20 protein-coding genes are annotated in these 22,975 nt (G+C 71.5%); 11 read left to right on the top strand and 9 right to left on the bottom strand.

Annotated features, from left to right (window positions below):
* Window positions 1-32: 32 nt before the first annotated feature.
* Window positions 33-1,043, bottom strand: a complete 1,011-nt coding sequence (locus tag QSK10_RS17365) for a GNAT family N-acetyltransferase (protein ID WP_285663876.1) — start codon at window positions 1,041-1,043, stop codon at window positions 33-35.
* Between the two features lie 471 nt (window positions 1,044-1,514).
* Here QSK10_RS17365 and QSK10_RS17360 point away from each other — a divergent pair, with 471 nt between their 5' ends.
* Entirely contained in the window at window positions 1,515-1,886 is a 372-nt protein-coding gene (locus QSK10_RS17360) for a hypothetical protein (RefSeq protein ID WP_285664466.1), read from the top strand.
* Between the two features lies 1 nt (window position 1,887).
* On the opposite strand, the gene QSK10_RS17355 is transcribed toward QSK10_RS17360, so the two are convergent.
* From QSK10_RS17355 to QSK10_RS17345, 3 genes are all read right to left on the bottom strand, one after another.
* Window positions 1,888-2,817, bottom strand: coding sequence for a NaeI family type II restriction endonuclease (locus QSK10_RS17355; RefSeq protein ID WP_285663875.1), 930 nt, complete (start codon window positions 2,815-2,817; stop codon window positions 1,888-1,890).
* Window positions 2,818-3,921 carry a DNA cytosine methyltransferase gene (locus QSK10_RS17350; RefSeq protein ID WP_285663874.1) on the bottom strand — a complete coding sequence of 368 codons (1,104 nt, stop codon included), beginning with the start codon at window positions 3,919-3,921 and terminating at the stop codon, window positions 2,818-2,820.
* A 231-nt stretch (window positions 3,922-4,152) separates the two neighbouring features.
* Window positions 4,153-6,099, bottom strand: a complete 1,947-nt coding sequence (locus tag QSK10_RS17345) for a hypothetical protein (protein WP_285663873.1) — start codon at window positions 6,097-6,099, stop codon at window positions 4,153-4,155.
* A 145-nt stretch (window positions 6,100-6,244) separates the two neighbouring features.
* Between QSK10_RS17345 and QSK10_RS17340 the strand changes: the two genes are divergently transcribed.
* Window positions 6,245-7,642, top strand: a complete 1,398-nt coding sequence (locus tag QSK10_RS17340; protein WP_285663872.1) for a sulfatase family protein — start codon at window positions 6,245-6,247, stop codon at window positions 7,640-7,642.
* Here the strand turns inward: QSK10_RS17340 and QSK10_RS17335 are convergent.
* Window positions 7,630-9,564: a M91 family zinc metallopeptidase gene (locus tag QSK10_RS17335; protein ID WP_285663871.1), complete on the bottom strand. Its 1,935-nt coding sequence runs from the start codon at window positions 9,562-9,564 to the stop codon at window positions 7,630-7,632. The two genes, QSK10_RS17340 and QSK10_RS17335, sit on opposite strands and share 13 nt — an antisense overlap.
* Complete coding sequence (locus QSK10_RS17330) at window positions 9,561-9,887, bottom strand: hypothetical protein (protein ID WP_285663870.1); 327 nt, start codon at window positions 9,885-9,887, stop codon at window positions 9,561-9,563. Before QSK10_RS17330 ends, QSK10_RS17335 begins: the two co-directional genes overlap by 4 nt.
* A 178-nt stretch (window positions 9,888-10,065) precedes the next feature.
* On the opposite strand from QSK10_RS17330, the gene QSK10_RS17325 reads away from it, so the two are divergent.
* The 5 genes from QSK10_RS17325 (at window position 10,066) to QSK10_RS17305 (ending at window position 15,841) form a co-directional block, all read left to right on the top strand.
* Window positions 10,066-10,926: a class I SAM-dependent methyltransferase gene (locus QSK10_RS17325; protein ID WP_285663869.1), complete on the top strand. Its 861-nt coding sequence runs from the start codon at window positions 10,066-10,068 to the stop codon at window positions 10,924-10,926.
* Window positions 10,923-13,604 carry a DEAD/DEAH box helicase family protein gene (locus QSK10_RS17320; protein WP_285663868.1) on the top strand — a complete coding sequence of 894 codons (2,682 nt, stop codon included), beginning with the start codon at window positions 10,923-10,925 and terminating at the stop codon, window positions 13,602-13,604. Before QSK10_RS17325 ends, QSK10_RS17320 begins: the two co-directional genes overlap by 4 nt.
* 74 nt (window positions 13,605-13,678) lie before the next feature.
* Complete coding sequence (locus QSK10_RS17315) at window positions 13,679-14,053, top strand: GntR family transcriptional regulator (protein ID WP_285663867.1); 375 nt, start codon at window positions 13,679-13,681, stop codon at window positions 14,051-14,053.
* The gene (locus QSK10_RS17310; RefSeq protein ID WP_285663866.1) at window positions 14,040-14,927 is read left to right on the top strand and encodes an ATP-binding cassette domain-containing protein; all 888 of its coding nucleotides are present in this window, start codon (window positions 14,040-14,042) and stop codon (window positions 14,925-14,927) included. The genes QSK10_RS17315 and QSK10_RS17310 overlap by 14 nt, the downstream gene beginning before the upstream one ends.
* Window positions 14,924-15,841 (top strand): ABC-2 membrane transporter-related protein, encoded by a 918-nt coding sequence (locus tag QSK10_RS17305; protein WP_285663865.1) that lies wholly within the window; start codon window positions 14,924-14,926, stop codon window positions 15,839-15,841. The genes QSK10_RS17310 and QSK10_RS17305 overlap by 4 nt, the downstream gene beginning before the upstream one ends.
* 54 nt (window positions 15,842-15,895) lie before the next feature.
* Here QSK10_RS17305 and QSK10_RS17300 read toward each other — a convergent pair whose 3' ends face one another.
* Genes QSK10_RS17300 through QSK10_RS17290 form a run of 3 tightly spaced genes read right to left on the bottom strand, consistent with a single transcriptional unit; the run spans window position 15,896 to window position 18,350 of the window.
* Complete coding sequence (locus tag QSK10_RS17300) at window positions 15,896-16,633, bottom strand: amino acid ABC transporter ATP-binding protein (RefSeq protein ID WP_285664465.1); 738 nt, start codon at window positions 16,631-16,633, stop codon at window positions 15,896-15,898.
* Window positions 16,634-16,689: 56 nt separating this feature from the next.
* On the bottom strand, window positions 16,690-17,526 hold the full coding sequence (locus QSK10_RS17295; RefSeq protein ID WP_285663864.1) for an amino acid ABC transporter permease: 837 nt from the start codon (window positions 17,524-17,526) through the stop codon (window positions 16,690-16,692).
* Entirely contained in the window at window positions 17,523-18,350 is an 828-nt protein-coding gene (locus QSK10_RS17290; RefSeq protein ID WP_285663863.1) for an ABC transporter substrate-binding protein, read from the bottom strand. Before QSK10_RS17290 ends, QSK10_RS17295 begins: the two co-directional genes overlap by 4 nt.
* 399 nt (window positions 18,351-18,749) lie before the next feature.
* Here QSK10_RS17290 and QSK10_RS17285 point away from each other — a divergent pair, with 399 nt between their 5' ends.
* From QSK10_RS17285 to QSK10_RS17270, 4 genes are all read left to right on the top strand, one after another.
* Window positions 18,750-19,766: a radical SAM protein gene (locus tag QSK10_RS17285; protein ID WP_285663862.1), complete on the top strand. Its 1,017-nt coding sequence runs from the start codon at window positions 18,750-18,752 to the stop codon at window positions 19,764-19,766.
* A gap of 3 nt (window positions 19,767-19,769) precedes the next feature.
* Window positions 19,770-22,403: a class IV lanthionine synthetase LanL gene (gene lanL / locus QSK10_RS17280; RefSeq protein WP_285663861.1), complete on the top strand. Its 2,634-nt coding sequence runs from the start codon at window positions 19,770-19,772 to the stop codon at window positions 22,401-22,403.
* A 5-nt stretch (window positions 22,404-22,408) separates the two neighbouring features.
* Window positions 22,409-22,534 (top strand): hypothetical protein, encoded by a 126-nt coding sequence (locus tag QSK10_RS17275; protein ID WP_285663860.1) that lies wholly within the window; start codon window positions 22,409-22,411, stop codon window positions 22,532-22,534.
* Between the two features lie 188 nt (window positions 22,535-22,722).
* Window positions 22,723-22,848, top strand: coding sequence for a hypothetical protein (locus QSK10_RS17270; protein ID WP_285663859.1), 126 nt, complete (start codon window positions 22,723-22,725; stop codon window positions 22,846-22,848).
* Window positions 22,849-22,975: the final 127 nt, after the last annotated feature.

The following is a 22,975-nucleotide window of genomic DNA, read 5'->3' as shown; positions in this document are numbered from 1 at the left end:
GACGCCCCCGAGAGGGCGTCCCTTTTTCCGTGTCAGGCGGGCTTGAGCTCGTCGACGCCGGCCAGCGCCCGGACGTCCACGCCCGCGGCGGCCAGGGACGCGCGCGCGTCGGCGCTCAGGTTGCCGATGAGGAAGGACGCGCCGATCAGGGACGCGCCGGTGCCCTCCAGCATCGCCGCGACGCCCTTGACGGTCGAGCCGCTCTCGCTCCAGTCGTCGACCAGCAGCACCCGCGCACCCACGCCGAAGGCGGCCCGGTGGGCCACCAGCTCACCGGCGGACAGCGTCTCGTGCGGTCCCTTGAAGAAGAACCGGCGGTCGCGGCAGACGGGGGCGAAGGCCACGCCCAGTTCGGCGGCCACGCGCGGCCCGAACAGCAGCCCGCCCGGGTCGGGCCCGGCGACCACGTCGACGCGGCCGAGGAACTCGTGGGCCAGGCCGCGGGCGATGTCGGTGAGCGCGTAGGGGTCGGCGAGCAGGGGCCACAGGTCGGTTTCGCCGCCGCGCCAGGTGATGGCGCGGGTGACGGCGGCGCGGGCGGCCTCCACGGGTCCGGCGTCGGCGCCGTCGAGGCGGCGTTCCATGAGGATCTCGTCGCGCAGGGGCAGTCCCTCGCCGGTGACGCGGGGGATGGTGGGTTTCTGGCGGCGGGCGAACTCGATGGCGTCGGGGCGCAGTCCGGCGTATCTGAGCCCGTTCTTCTGGTAGAAGCGCTGGGCGCCGGTGTTGTCGTTGGAGGTGGCCACGCGCACCCGCGGGGCGCCGGTGCGCTGCGCGTGTGCGATGGCGGCCTGGATGAGCGCGGTCCCGGCGCCGCCGCCTTCGCCGTTGATGCTCATGATCTCCAGGCCCCCGGCGTCGACGCGGAAAGTGAGCGCGCCGACGAGGACCCCGTCGCGTTCGGCGACGAGGGTGGGCAGCAGGGTGAGGTCGTGGCCGACGCCTCCGATGACGACGTAGGGCCTGGTCCAGGCCGCGGTGAGGATGGCGTCAATGGCCGCGCGATCGGCGTCCACGGCCTCGCGAACGGTCGTCTCGATCATGTCGTGACGATACCCGGATGCGCCCGAAACGGCTCCTCTGCGAAGATCCCGGCCATGAGCGAGCTGTGGGACACCGAGGGGAAGGTTCTGGCCGCGCTCGACCGTTTCGAGGCGGCGCTGCCAGGCTGGGTGCGCCCGGCCGCGTTCGGGCTGGGCTGGGAGCCCGGGGGCGAGTTCGCCTGGGCGCGTCACGATCTCGGCGAGCGGCCGCTGGCGGCGGTGGTGCTGGCGAGGGTGTGCGGTCACGCGGGCGGTTCGGCGTCCTACCGGCTGACGGCGTCCGATCTGGACGAGGCGATCGCGTCGCTGGCTCCGGCGGAGGCGTGTGCGTCGCTGGACCATCCGGACCTGTGGGCGTGGCGTCCGCTGCGGGCGGCGCTGCCCGAGGGCGAGGGTGTCATCGCGGTCTTCGCCGCCGACTTCGCCTATGCGGGCGGTGACCGGTACGTGTCGGCGCTGGTGGCCGAGGCGATGGGCGGGCGCGAGGAGAACGCCGACGGGACCACGACGCTGTGGCGGCCGGTGGGCCCGGCGGAGCTGGCCTACGTCCGTGAGCACGGTTCGTGGCCACCGCGGCTGCCCGACCAGCCGATCTTCTACCCGGTGCTCAACCGGGCCTACGCCGAGCGCATCGCGCGCGAGTGGAACGTCCCGCACTCGGGGACGGGGTATGTGACGCGGTTCCGGGTGGAGACGCGGTTCCTGCGGCGGTATCCGACGCGGCGGGCCGGTGGCGAGGACGTGCTGGAGCTGTGGGTGCCGGCGGAGGAGCTGGGTGAGCTGAACGGCCACATCGTGGGAGAGATCGAGGTGGTGGCGCGGTTCGGAGAGGGGGACAAGTGACTCAGTAGATGCCGTCGATCGGGTGTTCCGCCTCATTCGGCAGCGCCACTACGTACGGGGCGCCACCGATGGTGGTCCTTGGGCGGTCGTCATCGCCGGCGGGGACCAGACGGGCGGACACCCACTGGCCTTTCCGAGGTTCTGGCAGACCGAGCTCTCTCGCGATGCGCGGATGCTCGTCTTGATGCCCGAGCACGACGATGCCCTTGCCCCTCAGCGGTATCCTGGCGTCACGGACCCGCTTGGGCATGTCCTGCTGGACGGCCAAGACCGCCACCGTGTCCCGACTGACGAGTCTTCCTCGTACGACCTCGAACAGCAAGGTGATCTTTCCCTGTCCCGACCTTGCGGCCAGGATTCTCTCCCGATCCGCCGGGTCCATGTGCAGCAGGGCGTTCGCCGGAAGCCGGCCATCGGCGATCAGCCAGCGAACCGCAGTGCGGCCGGTCATCGAGATCGTTCGCTTACCATCGCGATTCGCACCGGCATTGAGGATCGCCTCGGTGACACGTACCAGACCGACGCGAAAGTGCGATGCGTCGTCATCGGCATGGAGGAGCAGGCACAGGTGCCCCACCGCTTCACCCGGGATCGGCCAACGCCATGGTTTGAGTGAGAACTTCGCGTCCACGTCGTGCCCGGCAATGAGGTAGTCCATGCCCTTCCTGCCGCGCTTCGCCCCGAGGGCCGCACGAAGGACGATCTCGACCTTGGTTCCCAGGTAGGTCTTCTCGGTCTTCTCCAAGTCATCCACACGGTATCGTCCGGTCCGCGGACCGTCGAGCACCTCGTCGATGGACTGTCGGAACACTCGCCCGAAGAGCTCTTCGTCAATGCCTCTGAAGTACCACGTGACCTCGTCGAGACCGGCGTCCAATCCGCTTTCACCGGCGGGGGCTCGGCCCGGGGTGGGGAAGAGCGATTCCTGCATTCAGAGACTCTCGCCCGCCACCCGCCGGTGAGCTCGGCTTCCGTTCGACAGGCGGCGATCCAGCCGAACCCGACGGATCGTGTGTCTCCACCGTGTCGCCACGAGCGCGTCCGCTGCCTCCACCTTCAACGGGATGCCCAGCGCTGCGCCCAGCACGTGTGCGGCAAGGCGCGGAGGGATCGCGTTCCCGATCTGCTGTGCGACGTCCGAACCCTTCCATGGAAAGTCCATCGGGAAGGTCTGAAGCCGACCGGCCTCCGCATTGGTGAAACGCGCGTACTCGATTTGGTCGTCATTGGCCGATACCAGACGGTTACGGGAGATCTTCCCCGTCACCGTCGCCGCCGGCTCATCTTTCGTGCGTCGCCCCCGCAACTTCGGGTCACCACCGGTTCCGTAGTTCGAGATCACCACGAAGCGCTCCGAACGGTCGATCGCGTCCGCCATCGTCTTCCAGGGAGGCCGCTTCCGCTCCTCTTCGGTCCTCCATTCGGTCCTGGCCACACCCTTGTAATAGCGGCGGTGTGTGGCTTCGGGCAGGACCGGCTGAACGCCCAGGCGGGCGATGAGGATGGCCCGCCGTCGTGTCTGGGGAACACCGAATTCCTCAGTATGCAGAACGCCACAGGCGGTGTAGTAGCCGATCTCTCGCAGGACGCCCGCCATCGCGTTCCAGACCGGCAGCACCGTCGGGACCTGCTCGAGGACGATCGCCTCGTACGGATCACCTGCCCCGTGCGCCTCAAGGGCCCAACGCAGAGGCTCCAACACGAGTCCGGTCCGCGGATCGTCTTGCGAGGAGAGCTCCTTCCCCACGCTCTCGCCCTTCGCCATCAGGGTGACACATCGCAAGACCTCATCGAGGGCCTTCCTGCCCGTGCCCGAACCCGCCACCGTGTAGGTCTGACACGGAGGCCCTCCGGTGAGCACCGTGGCATCGGCGAAGTGCTTCGGTCTGAATTCCCGCACATCGCCCTGTTTGGTCTTGATATTGGCCGCTTCACGTGTTGCGCACGCGTTTTCATCCCATTCGATCCCGACGACCGGGATACCCAGCCAGCGGGCCGCGACATCGAGACCGCCGGGTCCGGCGAACAGGTCCACGATCCGAGGAGGCTTCTGTGTGGGGGTCGTGGACGAGTCGGGGATCATGAGGCCGGATTCTATAAGGTTCCGTCGTCCCCTCCCAGGAGCCCGTCGGCGCGGCGGCTCACCGCCGCGCGGCCCCGGAAGGTCCCTCCCATCATCGGCTCCGTGGCGTTGCCCAGTACAGGAGGACAGGCGAGTACGGACCGAGATGTGGATCTTTCATCTCAATCGCTCGATCTGCTTCCCTCAAACGCTTCGCCCTCGCCGCCCGAAACGCGCGCTGAGCCGCTTGGAGATCCGCTGCTCTACGTTCACCAGGCCCAACAGCCCTCCCGTCATCACCTCTGGGGTCAGAAGGCTCGCGACATCGTGTTTTCCCATCACGATCGGCTTTCCATCCTCACCCTGAGCTACCGTCGTGCCGTTGAGACGTTGGACATGGAGGACGCGCGCCACGGCCTCCTCTCCGTACACGCCCTTCACGACCTCCATGACCTGGGCTTCGTCCTCCATCGGAGCGTGCTCTTTCGTCCAGTAGTCGAGGATGGTCGCGAAAACGGGGTGAGCGATGTTGAGCCAGACGACGCCGCGGTACTCCGTCCCGTCATCGACCGGGAGCCGATCCTTCTCGTCATATCTCGCGAGATATTTGGCCTCATCCTCATCGAAGGCCTTCCATTGGTAGGCGGGGAAGCCCGATTTGATCGTTCCGGAGACACCCCGAGCCGTCCCGTTCGCTCCGGGTGCGATGGGGCGAGCCCCGTTGCCGGAACTACCCTGCTCCGCGCTCCGAGGACCTCTGCCACGGACCTGACCCTGTTCTGGCCCCTTGGTGTCGTCGACGGCGTCGGCATCGAGCGGGGTCCCCTGGACCTTCCCTCTGCTGGAGGCGAGTACGCGAGAAGCCGCGAACCGGTGGTTGTACTGGTCCAGGATGCGCCCCAGATTCTTCGCCATGGAAGCGGTGTCGGCGATGCCTTCGCTCTGGCGTGCCCGGTCCCGGGCGTCGGCCAGTTCTGGTGGGAAGTTGGCGTAGAACGCGTCTCCCCATTCGTCCCAGGGAAGTGCCCCGCCTCCCTTGGAGATGAGCATGTTCCTGGATGCCTGCGGCAGCACACCCCAATTTGTCGGGTGGCTCTCTTTGTAGACCGGAGGATGGATGATCAACCATGTGCGGCGGACCAGCTCATCGCTCACGCCGAAGCGGCGGAAGCGATATTTGCCGCTGTCCGTGTGGTAGGCCTCGCCCTTGTAGGCCACCGTGACGACCGGACGCTGGGTGATGTAGTCCGCCGAACCTCCGACCGCCGCCTCTGGCTCTGGGACGTAGTACCAATCGACACGGGTGCCGTGTCGGTCCACGACCACCGATCCTCGCAGGGCCTGGTCCGGAATGTAGTGTTCCAGACCGCTCACCTTCCGCTGATGCAGTGCGACGGTGGTTCCATCGGGTAGCTCGATGGTCTTGTCCTGTGTTTCTCGGCGTGTTCGCGACTTGACGGTCTCAAGGTAGGTGACCTTGGTGTCGATCGGGCCGCGTGGACCGGCTGGTATCGACAGGAGGCGCTCGTTCAGGTACCTCACGACACCGCGCAGTGTCTCCTTCTTGTCGGGATCGCCGTCCACGGTACTGCTGTCACGTGATGCCCCCAGGAGGACGATGATCGTTCCCGTGGTCATCCAATCGGGCCGGATCTTCGCCCAGTCACATCCGTGCTCCTCGTCGAAGTAGGGCGGGACGACATCGTCCCAGCTCCCGTCCTCGTCTACGAACTCCTTCAGAACGTAGTCGCCCCGCCGGTCACGTTCGATCCAGAGCATCGCGCCATCAGGTGAATCCTCGGTGTAGCTGATCACCACGACGCCGTACGGGTTCCACGGTAGGACGGAGGACTTGAAGCCCTGACCGAAGTTCTCGCCCAGACCGATCGTCTTCCCACCGCCGCCGAAGGTCGTCAAGAACTCCGGCATGACGTCTCGGGCCATGCCATCGCCGTTATCGAGGATCACCCGTCGCAGCACACCCGACTTGGCGGCGGCCTGAGTCTCGATACCGAACTCGATGCGCGAGGCGTTGCTCTCTTGAGAGTTCTTCCATGCCTCCCGAGCCCACTGGTACTCACCTCCCGCCTCATACGCCTGACGAATCAAGTGCTGGGTCGCACCATCGGGCACCTTGACCTGCTTTGCCACACCGCCCCCTCAGCAGTCGGCGAGGTGTCACTTCGATGGCCCCGTTCCAGAGCCCGATCACCCCGTGCGCGAGATTCTAGTCACCCATGAGAACTCTTCACTTAAGCGTGGCTTTCCGTTCGATCCCGTCGTATCGTGTCCGTCCATGAGCAGCCCGCGGCGTCCCAATGTCATCTGGATCGTGTCCGACGATCACGGTTACGCCGACCGGTCGCGGCTGGGGGTGCGCGATGACGTCTCGACGCCGGCGCTGGATCGGCTGGCCGGGGAGGGCGTGTCGTGCACCGAGGCCTACGTCTCGGCGCCGATCTGCTCGCCGTCGCGGGCGGGGCTGGTGACGGGGGCGCATCAGCGTCGGTGGGGTGTGCGGTGGTTCGACGACGCGGCGTTCGCGCCGGAGGGGATGCCGACGGTCGCCGAGCTGATGCGCGGCGAGGGGTACGCCACGGGCTACTTCGGGAAGGTCCATTATGGGCCGGAGCGGCCCGGGGACCGGGCGTGCCCGGAGAATCACGGGTTCGGCGAGTCCTTCTACGGGCTGGCGGGGATGCAGCAGGGGCGGCTCAATTACCTGCGGCACTCCTCGGCCGCCGTGGACGAGTACGGGCCGGAGGCGGCGTGGCGGATGGGTGTGCTGCCGCTGCGTGAGAACGGCGAGGAGGCCGAGCTGGAGGGCTTCCTGACCTGGGAGCTGGGGCGGCGGGCGCGTGACTTCGTCACCCGGCACGCCGGGGAGCCGTTCTTCCTGCAGCTGGCGTTCAACGCCGTGCACAACTTCACCTGGCAGCTGCCCGACGAGGAACTCGCCGCGCGCGGCCTGCCCCGGCGGGCCGACTGGGACGACGACGTCTCCGACTACCTCGACTGGTACGACGGCGCGATCTCGCCGCACCTGGAGCACGGCCGGGAGTACTACCTGGCGCAGCTGGAGCTGATGGACGCCGAGATCGGCAAGCTCCTGGACCTGCTCGACGAGCGGGGGCTGGCCGAGAACACCCTGGTCGTCTACCTCACCGACAACGGCGGCTCGGCCTGCAACTACGGCGACAACGCGCCCCTGTCGGGCTCGAAGTACACCCTCTGGGAGGGCGGGGTGCGCGTCCCGATGATCGCGCGCTGGCCCGGTGGGGGGCTGCCGTCCGGTGTGGACCGGGACGGCCTGGTCAGCGCCCTCGACCTGGCGCCGACGGCGCTGGCGGCGGCTGGCGGCGCGTGGGACGGCTTCGACGGGCGCGACCAGCTCGCGCACTGGCGCGGTGAGGCGGGCAGCCCGCACGAGGCGCTGTACTGGGACTGCGGGTTCCAGTGGGCGGTCCGCGACGCGCGCTACAAGCTGCGCCACGCCGACGGCGGCGACCCCACCGCGCGGGCCATCGCGCAGGTGGAGCACACCGCCGTCGGGGACGGCACGGCCCTGTTCGACCTGGCCGCCGACCCGGGCGAGACCCGCGACCTGTCGGCGGAGCTGCCCGGGGTCGCCGCGCGGCTGCGCGCGGAGTGGGAGCGCTGGCGCGACGAGGTCGGCGCGGGTCAGTCGTCGTAGTGCTGCCGCTCTCCCCAGTGCTCGAACTCCCGGCGCAGCCCGTTCTCGGTGTACTCGATGGGATGATCGGGGTCGATGCCCTCACTGGGGGGCGTGGCATCGCCCGGGGGATCTGTGACGATGGGCAGGCCCGCGGCCTGCCGCTCGAATGAGGGGACCTTCCCCTTGTCGGTGATGTCGTCTCCGTCGTAGGTGCCCCACTCGGTGGTGCCCTTGAGGAAGTCGTAGGCGTGCCCGAGCTCGTGGTACAGCACCGTCGAGGGCGGCTTCGAGCCGTTCGAGGTGTACTCGGGGTTGTAGTCGATGTTGACGTCGCTCATGCTCATCAGCCAGGAATTGGCGTAGCCGTTGGCGTCGGGGGTCTGGTTGATGACGATCTCGCGCTCGCCGACGGCTCGGTCGCCGTGCGAGTCGGCCACGGCCCGGCCGAGTTCCTCGATCATCTTCCGCCCGGTCGGTGAGGAGGCGAACAGGTCGAGGTCGGCGCGCACCCGCTCCTGGAAGTCGGGGCTGCCCTTGATCTGGATGAACGAGGTGTCGGGTATCTCCACGACCTGGTGCTTCTCCACGCCCGGGGTCATCCGGTCGTCCTTCTCCACGTAGGCCCGGTCGGTTCCGGCGCCGCCGTCGACGTCGTCGGAGCCGCGCCCGGCGTAGAGGACGTCGTTGCCGCTTCCGCCGCCGACCTGGTCGTCGCCCTGGCCGCCGGAGACGACGTCGTTGCCGCCGCCTCCGTTCACGACGTCGGAGCCCTTGCCGCCCTCGACGTAGTCGCGGCCGTCGCCGCCGTCGGCGTGGTCGTCGCCGTTGAGTCCGTAGACGATGTCGTCGCCCGCGCCGCCGTCCAGGACGTCGTTTCCGTCCTGGCCGTCGATGTAGTCGTCCCCGGCGCCTCCGGAGACCGCGTCGTTCCCGGCCCCGGCGCGGACGCGGTCGGCCCCGCTCCCGGTGGCGATGGTGTCGTCGCCTTTTCCCGCGGTGACGGTGTCGTTGCCGGAGTTGGTGGAGATGTAGGAGTTCCCGGTGGCGGTCGTGGTGGCGGTGACGGTGTCGTCGCCGTTTCCGCCGATGACGGTGTGGTTTCCCTTCGCTCCGATGCCGATCACGTCGCCGCCGTCACCGGCCAGGACGGTGGCCGGGGCGTCGCCGCCCACGCCGATGACGTCGTTCCCGGCTCCCCCGCGCAGGGTGATCGGGGTGCCGGGCGGGTAGGTGGTGGTGACCCCGTTGACCGTGACCACCACGTTTCCGTGCGCGTCGGTGCCCACCGACATCTTGTCGTCGCCGGTGGTGCCGTTGACGACGTGTGAGCCGTCGGGGAGGTCGAGGGTCAGGCCCGGGCGCGTCGCCTCGGGCGGCAGCGGGTAGGGACTGGGCCCACCGTCGGCGAGCGCGTCCCAGCCCTTGGAGATGTCCGTCCAGGCCCCTTCCGCGGGCAGCTCACCGGCGAATCCGGTGAGCCTGCCCTTGAGTGCCTCGCGTTCGCGGCGGGCGGTGGCGACGGCGGCGGTGACCTGTGCCGTCTGCTCGGCCGTGGTGGGTTTGAAGTGGATCGTGGTGGCGTCGGCGGTGTTGGGGACCGCCGCCATGAGGGCGCTCTCGTCCTGGGTGAGGCGGCCCTGGACGGCGCGCAGCTCGCCGGCGGTGTCGCGCAGTGCCTTCGCGACCTTCTTCGTCTCGGGCTCCACGTCGTCCAGGGAGCCGGTCAGTTTCGCCACGTGCGAGGCGTAGCCGTCGCGGGCGTCGCCCCTCCACTTCCCGTCGACGACCCTTTTCGCGGCGGCGGTGAGGCCGGTGGCCGCCCTGGTCGCCGATCCGCCGAGGGTCTCCCAGGCGGTGGCGACGGTTTCGAGGTGGCCGGGGTCGGCGCGCAGGTTCCACCAGGTCCGGTCGACGTTGATCGGCTTCTGGAGATCGGTCACGGCTTCCCCTCTCGTCCGGCCAGGTGGAGGTTCAGGGCCTGCTCCAGGTCGGTCTGCCGATAGGAGAAGGCGATCCGCAGGAGACGGTCGGTGTCGCCTTCGCAGACCTCGGCGAGGTTCTCGAAGGCCGTACCGGCTCCCGTCCGGGCTTTCTCGTGGGCTTCGCCGAAGGCCTCCGCTCCCTCGGCGTTCCCGAATGCCGCGGCCTTGATCATCGTCGCCGCGCGGGCGGCCGACAAGGCCGTCCGCAGGCCTTTGGCGAGGTTCAGACTGTCGCGGGACAAAACCGCGAGTTCCACCGGATCAGCGCGTGTCTCTGACATCCGGCCACGCTACCGGCCCCGTCAAGGCCCCATTGTGGACTCGTCCGAAAGGACCACCCGCCCATCATGGCCTTACCGATGGGTAGCGGGGCGGTGGGGGCGGCGAAACTCCGGGCCGGTGCGGGGCGTACGTGGGCGCGACTCGATAGGCTCGCCGCACCCACTGACGAGGAGCCCGATGACCCACCAGCACCAACCCCATGAGCACCACGAGCAGCAGCCCATCGACTGGGCCGCCGAGGCCGCGCGCCTGCTGGAGTCGGCCCAGGCCAACGCCGACTTCTACGACGAGGCCGCCGCGCTGGTCCTCACGCCGGACGACACCCTCGTCGTCGACTTCGCCTGCGGCGGCGCGGGCATGGCGCACGCGATGCGCACCGCCTCGGGTCCGGGCACGCGTGTGGTGGCCGTCGACAAGGAGGCCGGGACCTTCGCCGAGGCCGCCGCGCACCTGCCGGACGTGGAGTTCGCCACCGGCCTGTTCGAGGACGGCGCGGAGAAGCTGCTGGCGGCCATCGGCGGCCCGGCCGACCTGATCTGGTGCGCCCACTCCGTCCACCACGCCCAGGACGGGCAGGCCGCCGTCGACACCCTCGCCTCGCTGCTGAAGCCGGGCGGGCGGCTCGTCCTCGTCGAGGGCGGGCTCTCCCCGCGCTACCTGCCCTACGACCTGGGCGTGGGACGCCCGGGCCTGGAGGAGGGCCTGGCGGTCGCCAAGTACCGGCGAATGGCGGGCATCGACCACCACGTGCGGATGCGCTACGGCTGGCCGGTGGCGCTGCGGCACGCCGGGCTCACCGAGGTCACCAGCCGGACCATCCTCACCGACAAGCCCGCGCCACTGTCGGAGGTCGACCTCGCGCGGGTCCTGGGCACGCTGATCCGCCAGGTCGACTGGAACCGGGAGTTCCTGCCGCCGGAGGACGTCGAGGTCTGGGACCGGCTGCTGAACGCCGACGACGAGCTGTGGCTGGGCAACCGCGCCGACGTGTACAACCTCGACGCCCGCACCCTCCACCTCGGGCGCCGGCCGGGGTGATCGTCCCCCGCCCGCACCAGAAGGCGGTCCTGGCCGACCTGGACCGCCTCTTCGCCGCCGGGCACCGCCGGGCCTGGGTGGTCATGCCACCGGGGTCCGGCAAGACCCTCATCGGGGTCACCGCCGCGCAAGCGCTGGGGCGGCCCGTGGTCGCCTTCGGCCCCAACAGCGCCATCCAGGGCCAGTGGCTGGCCGAATGGGAGCGCGCCACCGGGACGCCCGGCTCGGCCGGGCGCGACCTGTCGGCGGCGTTCACCGCCCTCACCTACCAGGCCCTGGCCAGCTTCGATCCCGACGCCGAGGTCGATGACGACGGCGGGCGCGTCCCGCACGTGGAGCGGCTGCGCGAGAGCGGGCGGGAGCTGATCGCCGCGCTCGCCGCACGCCCGGTCACCCTCGTCCTCGACGAATGCCACCACCTGCTGGACGTGTGGGGCGAGCTGCTCTCGGAGGTCCTGGCGCTGCTGCCCGACGCGATCGTCATCGGGCTGACCGCCACTCCCCCGTCGGCGCTCACCCGCGCCGAGGGCGAGCTCGTCGCCGATCTGTTCGGGGAGCTGGTCACCGGGCCGTCGATCCCGGCGGCGGTGCGCGCCGGGCTGCTGGCGCCCTACGCCGAGCTGGCGTGGCTGACGGCGCCCACCGAGCGCGAGCGGGCGTGGCTGGGCGCGCAGTCGGACCGCTTCGCCGAGCTGACCGCCGATCTGCTCGACCCGGGTTTCGCGTCCACGCCGTTTTTGGCCTGGCTGGACGCCTACGCGGTGCGGCGCTCGCACACCGGCGGTGACGGCCCGGCGGTGCCGTGGGCGCGGTTCGCGCGCGAGCGGCCCGAGGAGGCCGACGCGGTGCTGCGGTTCCATCACGCGGGCCTGCTGGCGCTGCCGGAGGGCGCGCGGCCCGGTGAGGCGCACCGGCGCGAACCGGATGCCGAGGACTGGATGCGGCTGCTGCATCCCTTCGTCCGGCGGGTTCTGCGCGGCAGCGCCGACCCGCGTGACGCGCACGCCCATGACGCGATCCGGCGGGTCCTGCCGGGGCTGGGCTACCAGGTGACCGCGCAGGGGGTCCGGGGCGGGCGCTCGCCGGTGGACCGGGTCATCGCGCGCAGCGCCGCCAAGATCGAGGCGGTGCGCGACATCCTGGCCGTGGAGCACGCCGCTCTGGGGGCGGACCTGCGCGCGGTGGTGGTCTGCGATCACGAGCGGGCGACGGCGACGCTGCCGTCGCGGCTGGTGGGGGTCCTGGACGAGGACGCCGGTTCGGCGCGGCTGGCGCTGCGGCGGCTGGCGGACCTGCCGTGGGCGCGGCCGATGCTGGTCACCGGGCGGACGCTGGCCGCGCCGGTGGCGCTCGCGGCGGAGTTCCTGGCCTACGCGGGTGTTCCCGGGCTGCGGCTGGAGGAGCTCGGCGCCGGGCTCGCGGCGGTGACCGGCCCGTGGAGCGCGCGGCGCTGGACGCCGCTGGCCACCCGGTTCTTCCTCGCGGGACGCGCGCGGGTGCTGGTCGGGACGCGGGCGATGCTCGGCGAGGGCTGGGACGCCGCCGGGGTCAACACGCTGGTCGACCTGACCGAGGCGACCACCGGGACGGCCGTCGTCCAGTTGCGCGGGCGCGCGCTGCGGCTCGATCCGGAGCGTCCGGGGAAGGTCGCGCACACCTGGTCGGTGGTCTGCGTCGAGGAGCGGCATCCCAAGGGGTCGGCCGACTACCGGCGCTTCGTGCGCAAGCACGACGGGCACTTCGGGGTGACCGCCGAGGGGGCGGTGCTGTCGGGCGTCCCGCACGTCGACGCCGGGCTGTCGCCGTTCGGGCCGCCGGAGGCGGCGTCCTTCGCGGCGTTCAACGCGGCCATGGCCGCCAGGGGCGCGCAGCGGGACCGGACCCGCGCGCTGTGGCGCGTGGGCGAGCCCTATCGCGACCGCGTCGCCCACACCGTCCGTGTGGTCGGCGGCCTGGCGCGGCCTTCGGTGTCGGCGCCGCCGGTGTGGGTGCCGGGTCCGGTGCCGCCGGGACGGTCCGGTGGCGGCTGGGCGGCGCCGGGGGCGGCGGTGCTGTCGGCGGCGGCCTTCGCGATCGGCGCGCCGGTGCCGGGCGCGCTGGTGGCGGGCGTGGCCGGGATCGCGCTGTACGCCGACGTCCGCTCGGCGCGGCGGACCGCGCGGCTGCTGCGGGAGGCGGCCCTGGCCGCGCACGACCTGGGTCCACTGGCGCGGGCGACGGCCGAGGCGCTGCGCGAATGCGGGCTGGTCTCGCGCGGGGCGGAGGCGGTGGAGCTGGAGCCCGACGAGCTCGGAGCGTGGCGGGTGCGGCTGCGGGAGGTGTCCACCGAGGAGTCGGCGGTCTTCGCGCGCGCCTTCGACGAGGTGGTCTCCCCCGCCGCCGATCCGCGCTATCTGATCGAGCGGCGGGTGGTCGGCGATCCCGGGCGGGGTGTGGCGGCGCTGGCGCGGCACTGGCCGTCGCGGCGGCGCGAGCCGTTCCCGGTGGTCCATCACGCGGTGCCGTCGGTGCTGGCCCGCCGCAAGCACGCCGACGCGTTCGCGCGCGCCTGGCGGCGGTGGGTGAGCGAGACGGCGGCGCTGTACACGCGCGGGACCGAGGCGGAGCTGATCCTGGCGGCGCGGCGCGGGATGTCGCCGCTGGACGTGACGACGGCGTTGCGGCTGAGCTGGGACTGAGGAGTCCCTTGTTGACAATCGCCCCGGCACCCCTCATCATGCTTTCACTACTTGATTAGTGAAAGGGTGGTGGAGTGATCGAGTTCCGCGTCGACCGGCGCTCCGGCGTCAGCACGTACATGCAACTCGTCCACCAGGTCAAGGACGCGCTCCGGCTAGGGCTGCTCATGCCCGGCGACCGGCTGCCCACCGCGCGGGAGGTCGTGGAGGCCACCGCGATCAACCCGAACACGGTCCTGAAGGCCTACCGGGAGCTCGAACGCGAGGGCCTGGTCGAGCCGCGGCCGGGGCTGGGGACGTTCGTGCGCAAGTCGCTGGTCCACGACGCCACGGCCGAGGGGCCGCTGCGCGCGGAACTGGGCGCGTGGATGGCGCGCGCCAAGGCCGCCGGGCTGGAGCGCGAAGACGTCGCGGCCCTGTTCAAGGCGGTCACCGATGACACCTACTGAGGAAAGCGAGAAGCACGTGGACGAACTCGCGCTGGAGACGCGCGATCTCGGCAAGCGCTACCGCCGCACCTGGGGACTGCGCGGCTGCGACCTGCGGCTCCCGGCCGGGCGGGTGGCGGCGCTGGTCGGGCCGAACGGGGCCGGGAAGAGCACGCTCATGGCCCTCGCGGCGGGCCTGATCCCGGCCACCGAGGGCCGCATCGAGGTCCTGGGCCGCGTCCCCGACGGCACGGGCTGCCCCCGGGGCGTGTCGTTCCTGGGCCAGGACAAGCCGCTCTACAAGGGCTTCACCGTCGCCGAGACGCTGCGGATGGGCCGTGGACTCAACCCCGACTGGGACGGCGAGTACGCCACACGGCTCATCGAGGAGGGCGCGATCCCCCTCACCGCGAAGGTCGGGACGCTCTCCGGCGGGCAGCGCACGCGCGTCGCCATCGCCCTGGCCCTCGGGCGGCGGCCCCGGTTGCTGCTGCTGGACGAGCCGCTGGCCGATCTCGACCCGCTCGCCCGCGACGAGGTGATGAAGACGCTCATGGCCAGCGTGGCCGACACCGGCACGACGGTCCTGCTGTCCTCGCACATCCTGGCCGACCTGGAGGACACCTGCGACCACCTGGTCCTGGTCGCCGGCGGGCGCGTGGCCCTGTCGGGCGACGTGGAGGACCTGCTCGCCGCGCACCACGTCCTCATCGGCGCCGGGGACCCGCCGCTGGAGGGCGTCGTCGAATCGCGCACCACCGGACGGCAGTCGACCGTCCTCGTCCGCGCCCCCGGCGCGGTCGCGCCGCCCGGGTGGCGGCGTGAGACACCCACCCTGGAGGAACTCGTGCTGTCCCATCTCCGCGTCCAGGCCGCGCAGCGGAGCGCGGCGTGATCTGGCTCGCCTGGCGCCGCCAGCGCGCCGTCGCCCTCGTCTCGGCCGCCGTCACCGGCGTCGTCATCGCGCTGCTGGCCGTCGTCCACTTCGTCTCGGCGGCGCGGCTGGAGCGGGACGGCTGCGACGTCAATCCGTGTTCGGGCGACCTCGTCACCGCCTTCCAGAACGACTTCCAGGACCTGTACTTCCCGATGGTCATGGTCCTGTTCGCCGTCCCGGCGCTGCTGGGCCTGTTCGCGGGGGCTCCGCTGTTCGCCCGCGAGGCCGAGCAGGGCACCCACGTCCTGGCCCTCACCCAGTCCGTCGGGCGCCTGCGCTGGTGGGCGACAAAGGTCCTGGTGGCCGCCGTGCCGCTGCTGGTGACCGCGCTCGCGCTGGGCCTGGCCTCGGAATGGGCGGCCAGGCCGCTGAACCTGGTGATGGCCAGTCCCATCCGGACGCCGATGTTCGAGACCCGGGGACTCGTGGTCGCCGCCTACGCCCTGCTCGCCTTCGCGCTGTCGGCCACCATCGGGCTGATCCTGCGCAACACGCTCGGGGCGTTCGCCCTGGCGCTGGGGCTGTACGTGGTCCTGCTGCTCGTCACCGGCAACGTCCTGCGCCCGCAGTACGCCGAACCGCTGCGGGAGCAGCACTCCACGGCCGAGGAGCACTACGACGAGTTCGAGGTGGCCGGAAACTCCTGGCTGATGGACGGCGGCTACCTCAAGGCCGACGGGAGCGAGGCCGAGGTGGGCGAGCCGTGCCTGCCCGAGTGCGTCCGCGCCAACCGCGTCGCCTGGGTCTACCTCGACTACCAGCCCGCGAGCCGGTTCTGGCGCTTCCAGCTCACCGAGTCGGCGATCATCGCGGCGGTCGCCCTTCTCGCCGCCTACGCCGGGGCTCCGGCCGTGCGGCGGCTGCGTCCCTAGTACGCCGAAACGGCCCGGTCCACCGCGGGGGGACCGGGCCGTTTCGTGTGTGCGTCAGTCCTCGATCGGGTGCAGGACCCGGCGCAGGAACGCCCGGGTCCGCTCGTGCCGGGGATCGCCGATCACCTGGCCGGGCGTGCCCTCCTCGACGATGACGCCGCCGTCCATGAAGATCACCCGGTCGGCGACCTCGCGGGCGAAGGCCATCTCGTGGGTCACGACCATCATCGTCATGCCCGTGCGGGCCAGGTCGCGCATCACGTTCAGGACGTCGCCGACCAGCTCGGGGTCCAGCGCCGAGGTGGGCTCGTCGAAGAGCATCAGCTTCGGCTTCATGGCCAGGGCCCGGGCGATCGCCACCCGCTGCTGCTGCCCGCCGGACAGGCGCGCCGGGTACTCCCCGGCCTTGTCGCCGACGCCGACGGAGGCGAGCAGCCCGCGCGCGGTCTCCTCGGCCTCGGCGCGGCCGAGCTTGAGGACCCGGCGCTGCGCGATCGTCACGTTGTCCAGCACGCTCAGGTGCGGGAACAGGTTGAACTGCTGGAAGACCATGCCGATGTGGCGGCGGGCGCGGTCCAGGTCGGCGTCGCGGTGGGTCAGCAGGTCGCCGGCCACCCGGATCTCGCCCGCGGTGGGCTGCTCCAGGAGGTTCACGCAGCGCAGCAGCGTGGACTTGCCCGAACCGGAGGGCCCGATGACGCACACCACCTCGCCGGGCCGGACGTCGACGTCGATGCCGCGCAGGACCTCCAGGTCCCCGAAGGACTTGTGCAGGCCCTTGATCGACACCATCGGCCGGTCCAGCAGCACGGCGGCCTCGGCCTCCTCGACCGGTTCGGTCACGTCGCTCACCTCGCCTTCGCCTGTCGCGCTTCGAGCCGCCGCACCAGGAAGCCCAGGGGCAGCGTGATCACCAGGTAGCTCAGGCCCGCCAGCACGATCGGCGTCGAGTTGGCGTGCTCGGTGGCCAGGTCGTTGCCGATCTTGGCGAGCTCGGCGGTGCCCGCCGTCAGGCCGACGGCGAAGACCAGCGAGGAGTCCTTGAACAGCATGATCAGCTCGTTGGTCAGCGGCGGGATGACGATCCGGATCGCCTGGGGCAGCACGACGGTGACCATGGCGCGGGTGGCGCTCATGCCCAGCGAGCGCGCGGCCTCCACCTGTCCCTTGGGGACGGCCTGGATGCCGGCCCGGAACGTCTCGGCCATGTAGGCGGCCGAGACCAGGCCGAGGGCGATCGCCACCGTGCCGTAGGGCGGGAACGGCAGCTGGCGGTCGGGTCCCAGGACGACGGGGAGCCCGTAGCCCAGGAGCATGAACACCAGCAGCGCGGGCAGGCCGCGGAAGAGCTCGATGTAGCCGTGGGCGAACCAGCGGTTGAGCCGGACCGCCGACAGCCGCATGACGGCGATGAGCAGTCCGAGGAAGAAGCCGATGACGTACCCGGAGCAGGTGTAGATCATCGTGTTGACCAGACCGATGGTGATCAGGTCCGGGAACAGGAACTTGAACGTCGAGGGGTTGAAGAAGACCTCTTGGAAGCGCTGCCAGTCGAGGGCGACGGCGGCCACGACAACGATCAGGACGAGAATCGCGTACTGGACGCCGACGCCGAAGTTGCGGCGCTGCCGAGGGGTGAGGCCGGTCCGCGGGAGCGAACCGGCCTCGGTTGCGGAATCGCTCATGAGGTGGCCGGCTTCTCGCCGATCCACTTCTGGTAGAGCTCGTCGTACTTGCCGTTCTTCTTGGCCTCGGCGAGGGTCTCGTTGATGATCTTGACGAGGTTCGGGTCGGCGTTCTTCTTGAGGCCGAACCCGTACTGGGCGCCGGTCTTGATCATGCCGCCGAGCTCGAAGTCCTTCTCGATCTCGGGCTTGGTGAGCCAGTCGTAGATCACCGGGTGGTCCTGGAGGATCACGTCGACGGTCCCGGACTGCAGGGCCTGGAGCTGCTTGCCCGCGTCGTTGAACTGGACGGGGTCGAGCCCGGCCTTCGTGGCGTAGTCGAGGCTGGTGGTGGCGGCCTGGACGCCGAGCTTGAGGCCCTTGGACTTGACCTCCTCGATGGTCATGACCTTCTTGCCCTTGGGGGTCATGAAGGCGATGATCTCGTCGAAGTAGGGGTCGGAGAAGGTCAGGTTCTGCTTGCGCTCGTCGGTGATCGTCATACCGGCGGCGGCCAGGTCGCAGGTGCCGGCTTCGAGAGCCGCGCCGCCCTTGATCTGGTTGAAGTCGATGTCGACGATGTCCTGCTTCACGCTGAGCTTGGCGGCGACGAGGTCGACGATGTCGACGTCGAAGCCGACGACCTTGTCGCCCTGCTTCTCCTGGAAGGGCGGGTAGGGCAGGCTGGTGCAGACCGTGAGAGCGCCCGCCTTGACGAGGCTGACCTGCGCGCCGGAGGGCGTCTCGGTCGTCGGCTTCTCCTTAGCGCAGCCGGCCATGGCGATCGTGGCGGCGAGCACGAGCCCGCCGATGGCCGCCAAACGGCGGCGGCGTCCTGTGATCACGGGTTTCCTCCCTCAGGGCCCTGGATCTGATTCCGAGCAGTGTAGAGGCGTGGGCCACACTCGGGGAGTTTCAGAGATTGACTGTTATGACTCTGTGTCCCTGGGCGGACGCACGGGCAGGCGGGGCTGCCCCCGCGGACGCCCGTAGGGACGGTGCCCATTACGGCGTGTCGCCGGGGTGCGCGAAACGATCTCCGGGGGCGCTGGTCAGGGCGGGGAGGCGGGCCGGGGCGGGTCTTTCGTCCTCACCCGTCGGGACGACGTCCACTCGGCCGTACCGGGCGCTCCGGTCGCCGCGCGGCGTCCCCGTACGGCGGGGCGGGCGGCGCGTCAGGACGATGACAGGACGGTTACGGGACGGCCAACCTGATGGTGGGACCGAGCTTCCGGGAGGCCGCCATGGACCGTCCGTCGTACGTCATCTGGGACATGACCTACGCGTGTCCGTTACGGTGCGTGCACTGCTATTCGGAGTCGGGCCGGCGGCCCTCGCTCCAGCCCTCGCCGGCCGACATGGAGCGCATCGCCGACGCGATCGTGTCGCTGGGTCCCGATGAGATCGCCTTCTCCGGTGGGGAGCCGCTGATCGTGCGGGGTGTGCTGGGCCTGGCCCGGCGCATCCGCGAGGCGGGCGTGCGGGTGTCGCTGTACACCAGCGGCTGGACGCTGACGCCGGAGCTGGCGGCGCGGCTGGTGGAGGAGTTCACCGAGGTCCACGTGAGCGTCGACGGGGCCACCGCCGCCACGCACGACCGGATCCGGGGCCGCCGAGGGTCGTTCGCGCGGGCCCTGGGAGCCCTGTCCATGCTGGACGAGGCCGCCGCGCGCCGCCCGGACTTCGTCTTCGGCGTCGACTCGGTGGTGGTGTGCTCCAACATCGACGAGGTGGAGGCGGTCTGCCGGGACGTGCTGCCGCGCTATCCGCGCCTGGCGCAGGTCCTGTTCGGCGCGGTGATCCCCTCGGGGCTGGCCAGCCGCGCGGGATTCGCGCGGCTGGAGCTGCTGGGCGAGGAGGAGCTGGCGCGGCTGTGCGATCCGGGCCTGGCCGAGAAGCTGCGCGCGCTGGTCCCCGGCGTCAACGTGCAGGTCACCACCAACCGCGAGCTCCAGATGCATCCCGACCTGATCGCCGAGGGCATGGTGTTCCCCGCGATGCAGGTCGAGCCCGACGGCGCGGTGCGGGCGATGCCGATCTACGAGGGCACCGTCGGGAACCTCCTCCATGAGGATCCCGGGGAGCTGTGGCGGCGGTCGGTGGCGCGCTGGAGCGACCCGTTCGTCACCGGGGCCCTGCGCGAGGCGCGGACCTGGCCGCAGTGGGCCGAGGCGACCCGCCGCATCGACGAGCGCTTCGGCTCGGCGGCGGTGCGCGAGCGCATCGCCAACCGCCCGGGCTACCCGCTGCACGCGGCCTGAGCGATGGACGACTTCCTGGCGGGCGTGGCCCGCGACGCGTTAACCGCCTTCCCCGGATGGCGGGTGCGGGCCGGTGGGCAGTGGTGCACGGCGGGTCCGGCCGATGAGCCCATGGGCGTCCAGGGCTGGAAGCTGCACGTGTCGGCCACGCCGCTGTCGGCGCCGGTGGTGCTGCGGCTGGTGGCGCCGATCCTGGCGCGGGCGCGATGCCCGTTCAAGTTCGCCGCCGACCTGAGCGTGGTCCGCGAGCTGTGCTCGGGGCAGAGCGCGCGCGGTTCGGGCGGGAAGTTCCTCACCGCCTATCCCGGCCCGGGCGAGGCGGAGTGGCGCGAGCTGGCCGGTGAGCTGGACGCGGTCACCGCCGGGCTGCCCGGTCCCGGTGTCCTCTCCGACCGGCCGGTGCGCCCGGGAAGCCTGGTGCACTACCGTTTCGGGGTCTACGCCGGGGTCTCGGCGCTGTCGGCCGACGGCACGATGGAGGCGATGCTGCGGGCGCCGGACGGCTCGCTCGCCCTCGACGTGCGCGCCGCCTCCTTCGTCACGCCGCCGTGGGCGCCGCCGGACCCGATGGGCACCGCGCCGAAACGCCCGGGGCGGCCCGCGCCGGTGCTGCTGGGCGGGCGTTTCCGGGTCACGCGCGCCGTCAGGCACTCCTTCACCGGCGGGGTCTTCCGTGCCCTGGACCGGGAGAGCGGGCGGCCGGTCGTCGTCAAGCGCGCCCGCCGCGACACCGCCGCCGACCTGACGGGACGCGACGCGCGCGACGCGCTGCGCCACGAGGCCGACATGCTCACCCGGCTGGCCGGGCTCGGGCGGGTCCCGGCGCTGCTCGGGCTCTTCGAGCAGCAGGGCGACCTGTTCCTGGCCGAGGAGGAGATCACCGGCCTCGACCTGCGCCGCTGGGCCGCCGCGCACGGCGGCGAGCCCTCGCCGGGGCTGCTGGCGCACGTGGCCTCCGACGTGTGCGCGCTGCTGGCCGAGGTGCACGCGGAGGGACTCGTCGTCCGCGACCTGACCCCGGGCAACGTGATGGTCGACGCCGACACGCGCGCCCGGCTCATCGACCTGGAGCTGCTCGCCGAGCCCGGCGCGCCGGTCACGCGCGCCTACACGCTCTCCTACGGCTCGCCAGAGCAGGCCGCCGCGCCCTGGCACGGCCCGGCACCGCAGACGTCCTCCGACCTCTTCGGGCTCGGCGCGACCCTCTTTCACATGGCGACCGGGGTGGACCCGCTGCTGGCCGAGGACGACGAGCCGGGCCGCTCCCCCGCCGAACGCGCCGGGGCGTGGCTGGCGGCGATCGGGACGCCCGCCGCGCGGCTGGCCGCCGCGGTGGTCCCGGCGCTCATGGACGACGACCCGGCCCGCCGCCCCTCCCCCGCCGAGGTGAGCGAGGCCCTGACCCGACCGGCGCGGCCGGTCGCCGCGCGGCCACTGGATCCGGGCGTGCTGGTGGAGGACGCGACGGCGCATCTGCTGTCCACGATGGACCTCACCGCCGACGAGCCGTGGCCGCGCGAGGGCTTCGCCGCCACCACCGATCCCCTGAGCCTGCACTACGGCTCGGCCGGGATCCTCGGCGTCCTCACCGCCCGCCACCTCGCCGCACCCGAGGCCGTCCCGGCCGGGAGCCTGCGCGGCCTCGCCGGGCACATCATCGAGCGCCTCGGCCGCCTCCCGGCCCTGCCGGGCCTGCACTTCGGGCGCTCGGGGACGGCGTGGGCGCTGCTGGAGGCCGGGCTGGCGCTGTCGGAGGAGTCCATCGTGGACGCCGCCGCGGCCGTCGCGCGCGACATCCCCGTCGAGGCGGCCAACCCCGACGTGTGCCACGGCGTCGCCGGAGCCGGGCTGACCCGGCTGCGCTTCGCCGAGGCCACCGGCGAGGCCGCCTTCACCGAGGCCGCGATCGAGGCCGTCGAGCTGCTCTGCGGGCGCGCCGTCCACGACGGGGACTCGCTGCTGTGGCCGGTGCCCGGCGACGCGCCCACCGTCTTCGCCGGTACCGCGCACCTCGGCTTCGCCCACGGCACCGCCGGGATCGGCGCGTTCCTGCTCACCGCGCACCTGCGCACCGGGCACGTGGAGGCCGGGCGCCTCGCCGAGGCCGCCGGGCGCTCGCTGGCCGCCGCGGCCATCGTCGACGGCGAGGCCGCGGTGTGGCCCGAGCGGCCCGGCGGGCGACCGCGCACCCACTGGTGCTCGGGGTCCTCCGGCGTCGGCACGTTCCTCACCGCGCTGTGGCGCGCCACCGGCGAGCCGCGCGCGCTGGAACTGGCCCGCGCCGCCGCCGTGGCGGTGCACCGCTCCCGGTGGGGCAACGGGACGTCCCAGTGCCACGGCAACGCCGGCGACGGCGACTTCCTGCTCGACCTGGCCGCGGCCACCGGCGAGGACCGGTACCGCGACATGGCCACCGACCTGGCCACCGCGACGGCCGTGCGCGCGGCCCGGCGCGGCGGGCGGTGGCTGATCCCCGAGGAGTCCGGGGCGTCGTTCTCCGCCGGTTTCGGGACCGGCCTGGCGGGCGTCCTGTCGTTCCTCTCGCGGCTGCGCGACGGCGGGCGCCGTCCGTGGCTGCCCGAGACGTTCACCGGCGACGGTGAGCGCACACCCGCGACCAGCACGGAGAGGAGGTGAACACGATGGAGTTCGAGCTGACCGAGATCGAGGCCCTGGAGATCCTCGACGACGAGGAGACCGAGGTCGCCCTCTACCCCTGCAGCTACACCTGCGGTTACACCTGCCGGGTGACGTTCCAGCCGGCGTAACGGACACCCCGTTCCCGCCCACGACCAGGGAGCGGGGACGGGACCGGAGGCGAACCGGCGGCCGGGGACGTCACCGCGCCCGGCCCACCGGAGGCCTTCGGTGAGGAGGAGGAGCCCGGCACCGGGCTTTACCCGTACACCAGGACATGCAGGCCGACCTGCGTGTTCACACCGATCAAGGAGTGATCATGGAATACGACCTGACCGAGATCGAGGCCCTTGAGGTCCTCGACGACGAGGAGACCGAAACCGGCCTCTACCCGTGCAGCTACACGTGCGGGCACACCTGCTCCGTCACGTTCAAGCCCGCGTAGACACCACGTCGAAAGCGGGCGGGCGCGGGCAATTGCACATGCCCATGACGTTCAAGCCCGCGTAGTGACCACGTCCCGTTCCCGCGCGATCAGGGCGCGGGAACGGGACCGCGTCCAACGTACGCCG

It is taken from the genome of Actinorhabdospora filicis, from assembly GCF_030269765.1.
Lineage (GTDB): Bacteria > Actinomycetota > Actinomycetes > Mycobacteriales > Micromonosporaceae > Actinorhabdospora > Actinorhabdospora filicis.
The sequence above is the reverse complement of the archived record's forward strand: the minus strand, read 5'-3'. Positions and strand labels throughout refer to the sequence as shown.

Excerpts from the sequence above, each read along its gene's own strand:
- QSK10_RS17275 (WP_285663860.1), top strand. The coding sequence starts at position 22,409 with ATGGAGTTCGAGCTGACCGAGATCGAGGCCCTGGAGATCCTCGACGAC.
- QSK10_RS17365 (WP_285663876.1), bottom strand. The coding sequence starts at position 1,043 with ATGATCGAGACGACCGTTCGCGAGGCCGTGGACGCCGATCGCGCGGCC.
- lanL (WP_285663861.1), top strand. The coding sequence starts at position 19,770 with ATGGACGACTTCCTGGCGGGCGTGGCCCGCGACGCGTTAACCGCCTTC.
- QSK10_RS17355 (WP_285663875.1), bottom strand. The coding sequence starts at position 2,817 with ATGCAGGAATCGCTCTTCCCCACCCCGGGCCGAGCCCCCGCCGGTGAA.
- QSK10_RS17340 (WP_285663872.1), top strand. The coding sequence starts at position 6,245 with ATGAGCAGCCCGCGGCGTCCCAATGTCATCTGGATCGTGTCCGACGAT.
- QSK10_RS17360 (WP_285664466.1), top strand. The coding sequence starts at position 1,515 with ATGGGCGGGCGCGAGGAGAACGCCGACGGGACCACGACGCTGTGGCGG.
- QSK10_RS17300 (WP_285664465.1), bottom strand. The coding sequence starts at position 16,633 with ATGGTGTCGATCAAGGGCCTGCACAAGTCCTTCGGGGACCTGGAGGTC.
- QSK10_RS17285 (WP_285663862.1), top strand. The coding sequence starts at position 18,750 with ATGGACCGTCCGTCGTACGTCATCTGGGACATGACCTACGCGTGTCCG.
- QSK10_RS17270 (WP_285663859.1), top strand. The coding sequence starts at position 22,723 with ATGGAATACGACCTGACCGAGATCGAGGCCCTTGAGGTCCTCGACGAC.
- QSK10_RS17310 (WP_285663866.1), top strand. The coding sequence starts at position 14,040 with ATGACACCTACTGAGGAAAGCGAGAAGCACGTGGACGAACTCGCGCTG.
- QSK10_RS17325 (WP_285663869.1), top strand. The coding sequence starts at position 10,066 with ATGACCCACCAGCACCAACCCCATGAGCACCACGAGCAGCAGCCCATC.
- QSK10_RS17295 (WP_285663864.1), bottom strand. The coding sequence starts at position 17,526 with ATGAGCGATTCCGCAACCGAGGCCGGTTCGCTCCCGCGGACCGGCCTC.
- QSK10_RS17330 (WP_285663870.1), bottom strand. The coding sequence starts at position 9,887 with ATGTCAGAGACACGCGCTGATCCGGTGGAACTCGCGGTTTTGTCCCGC.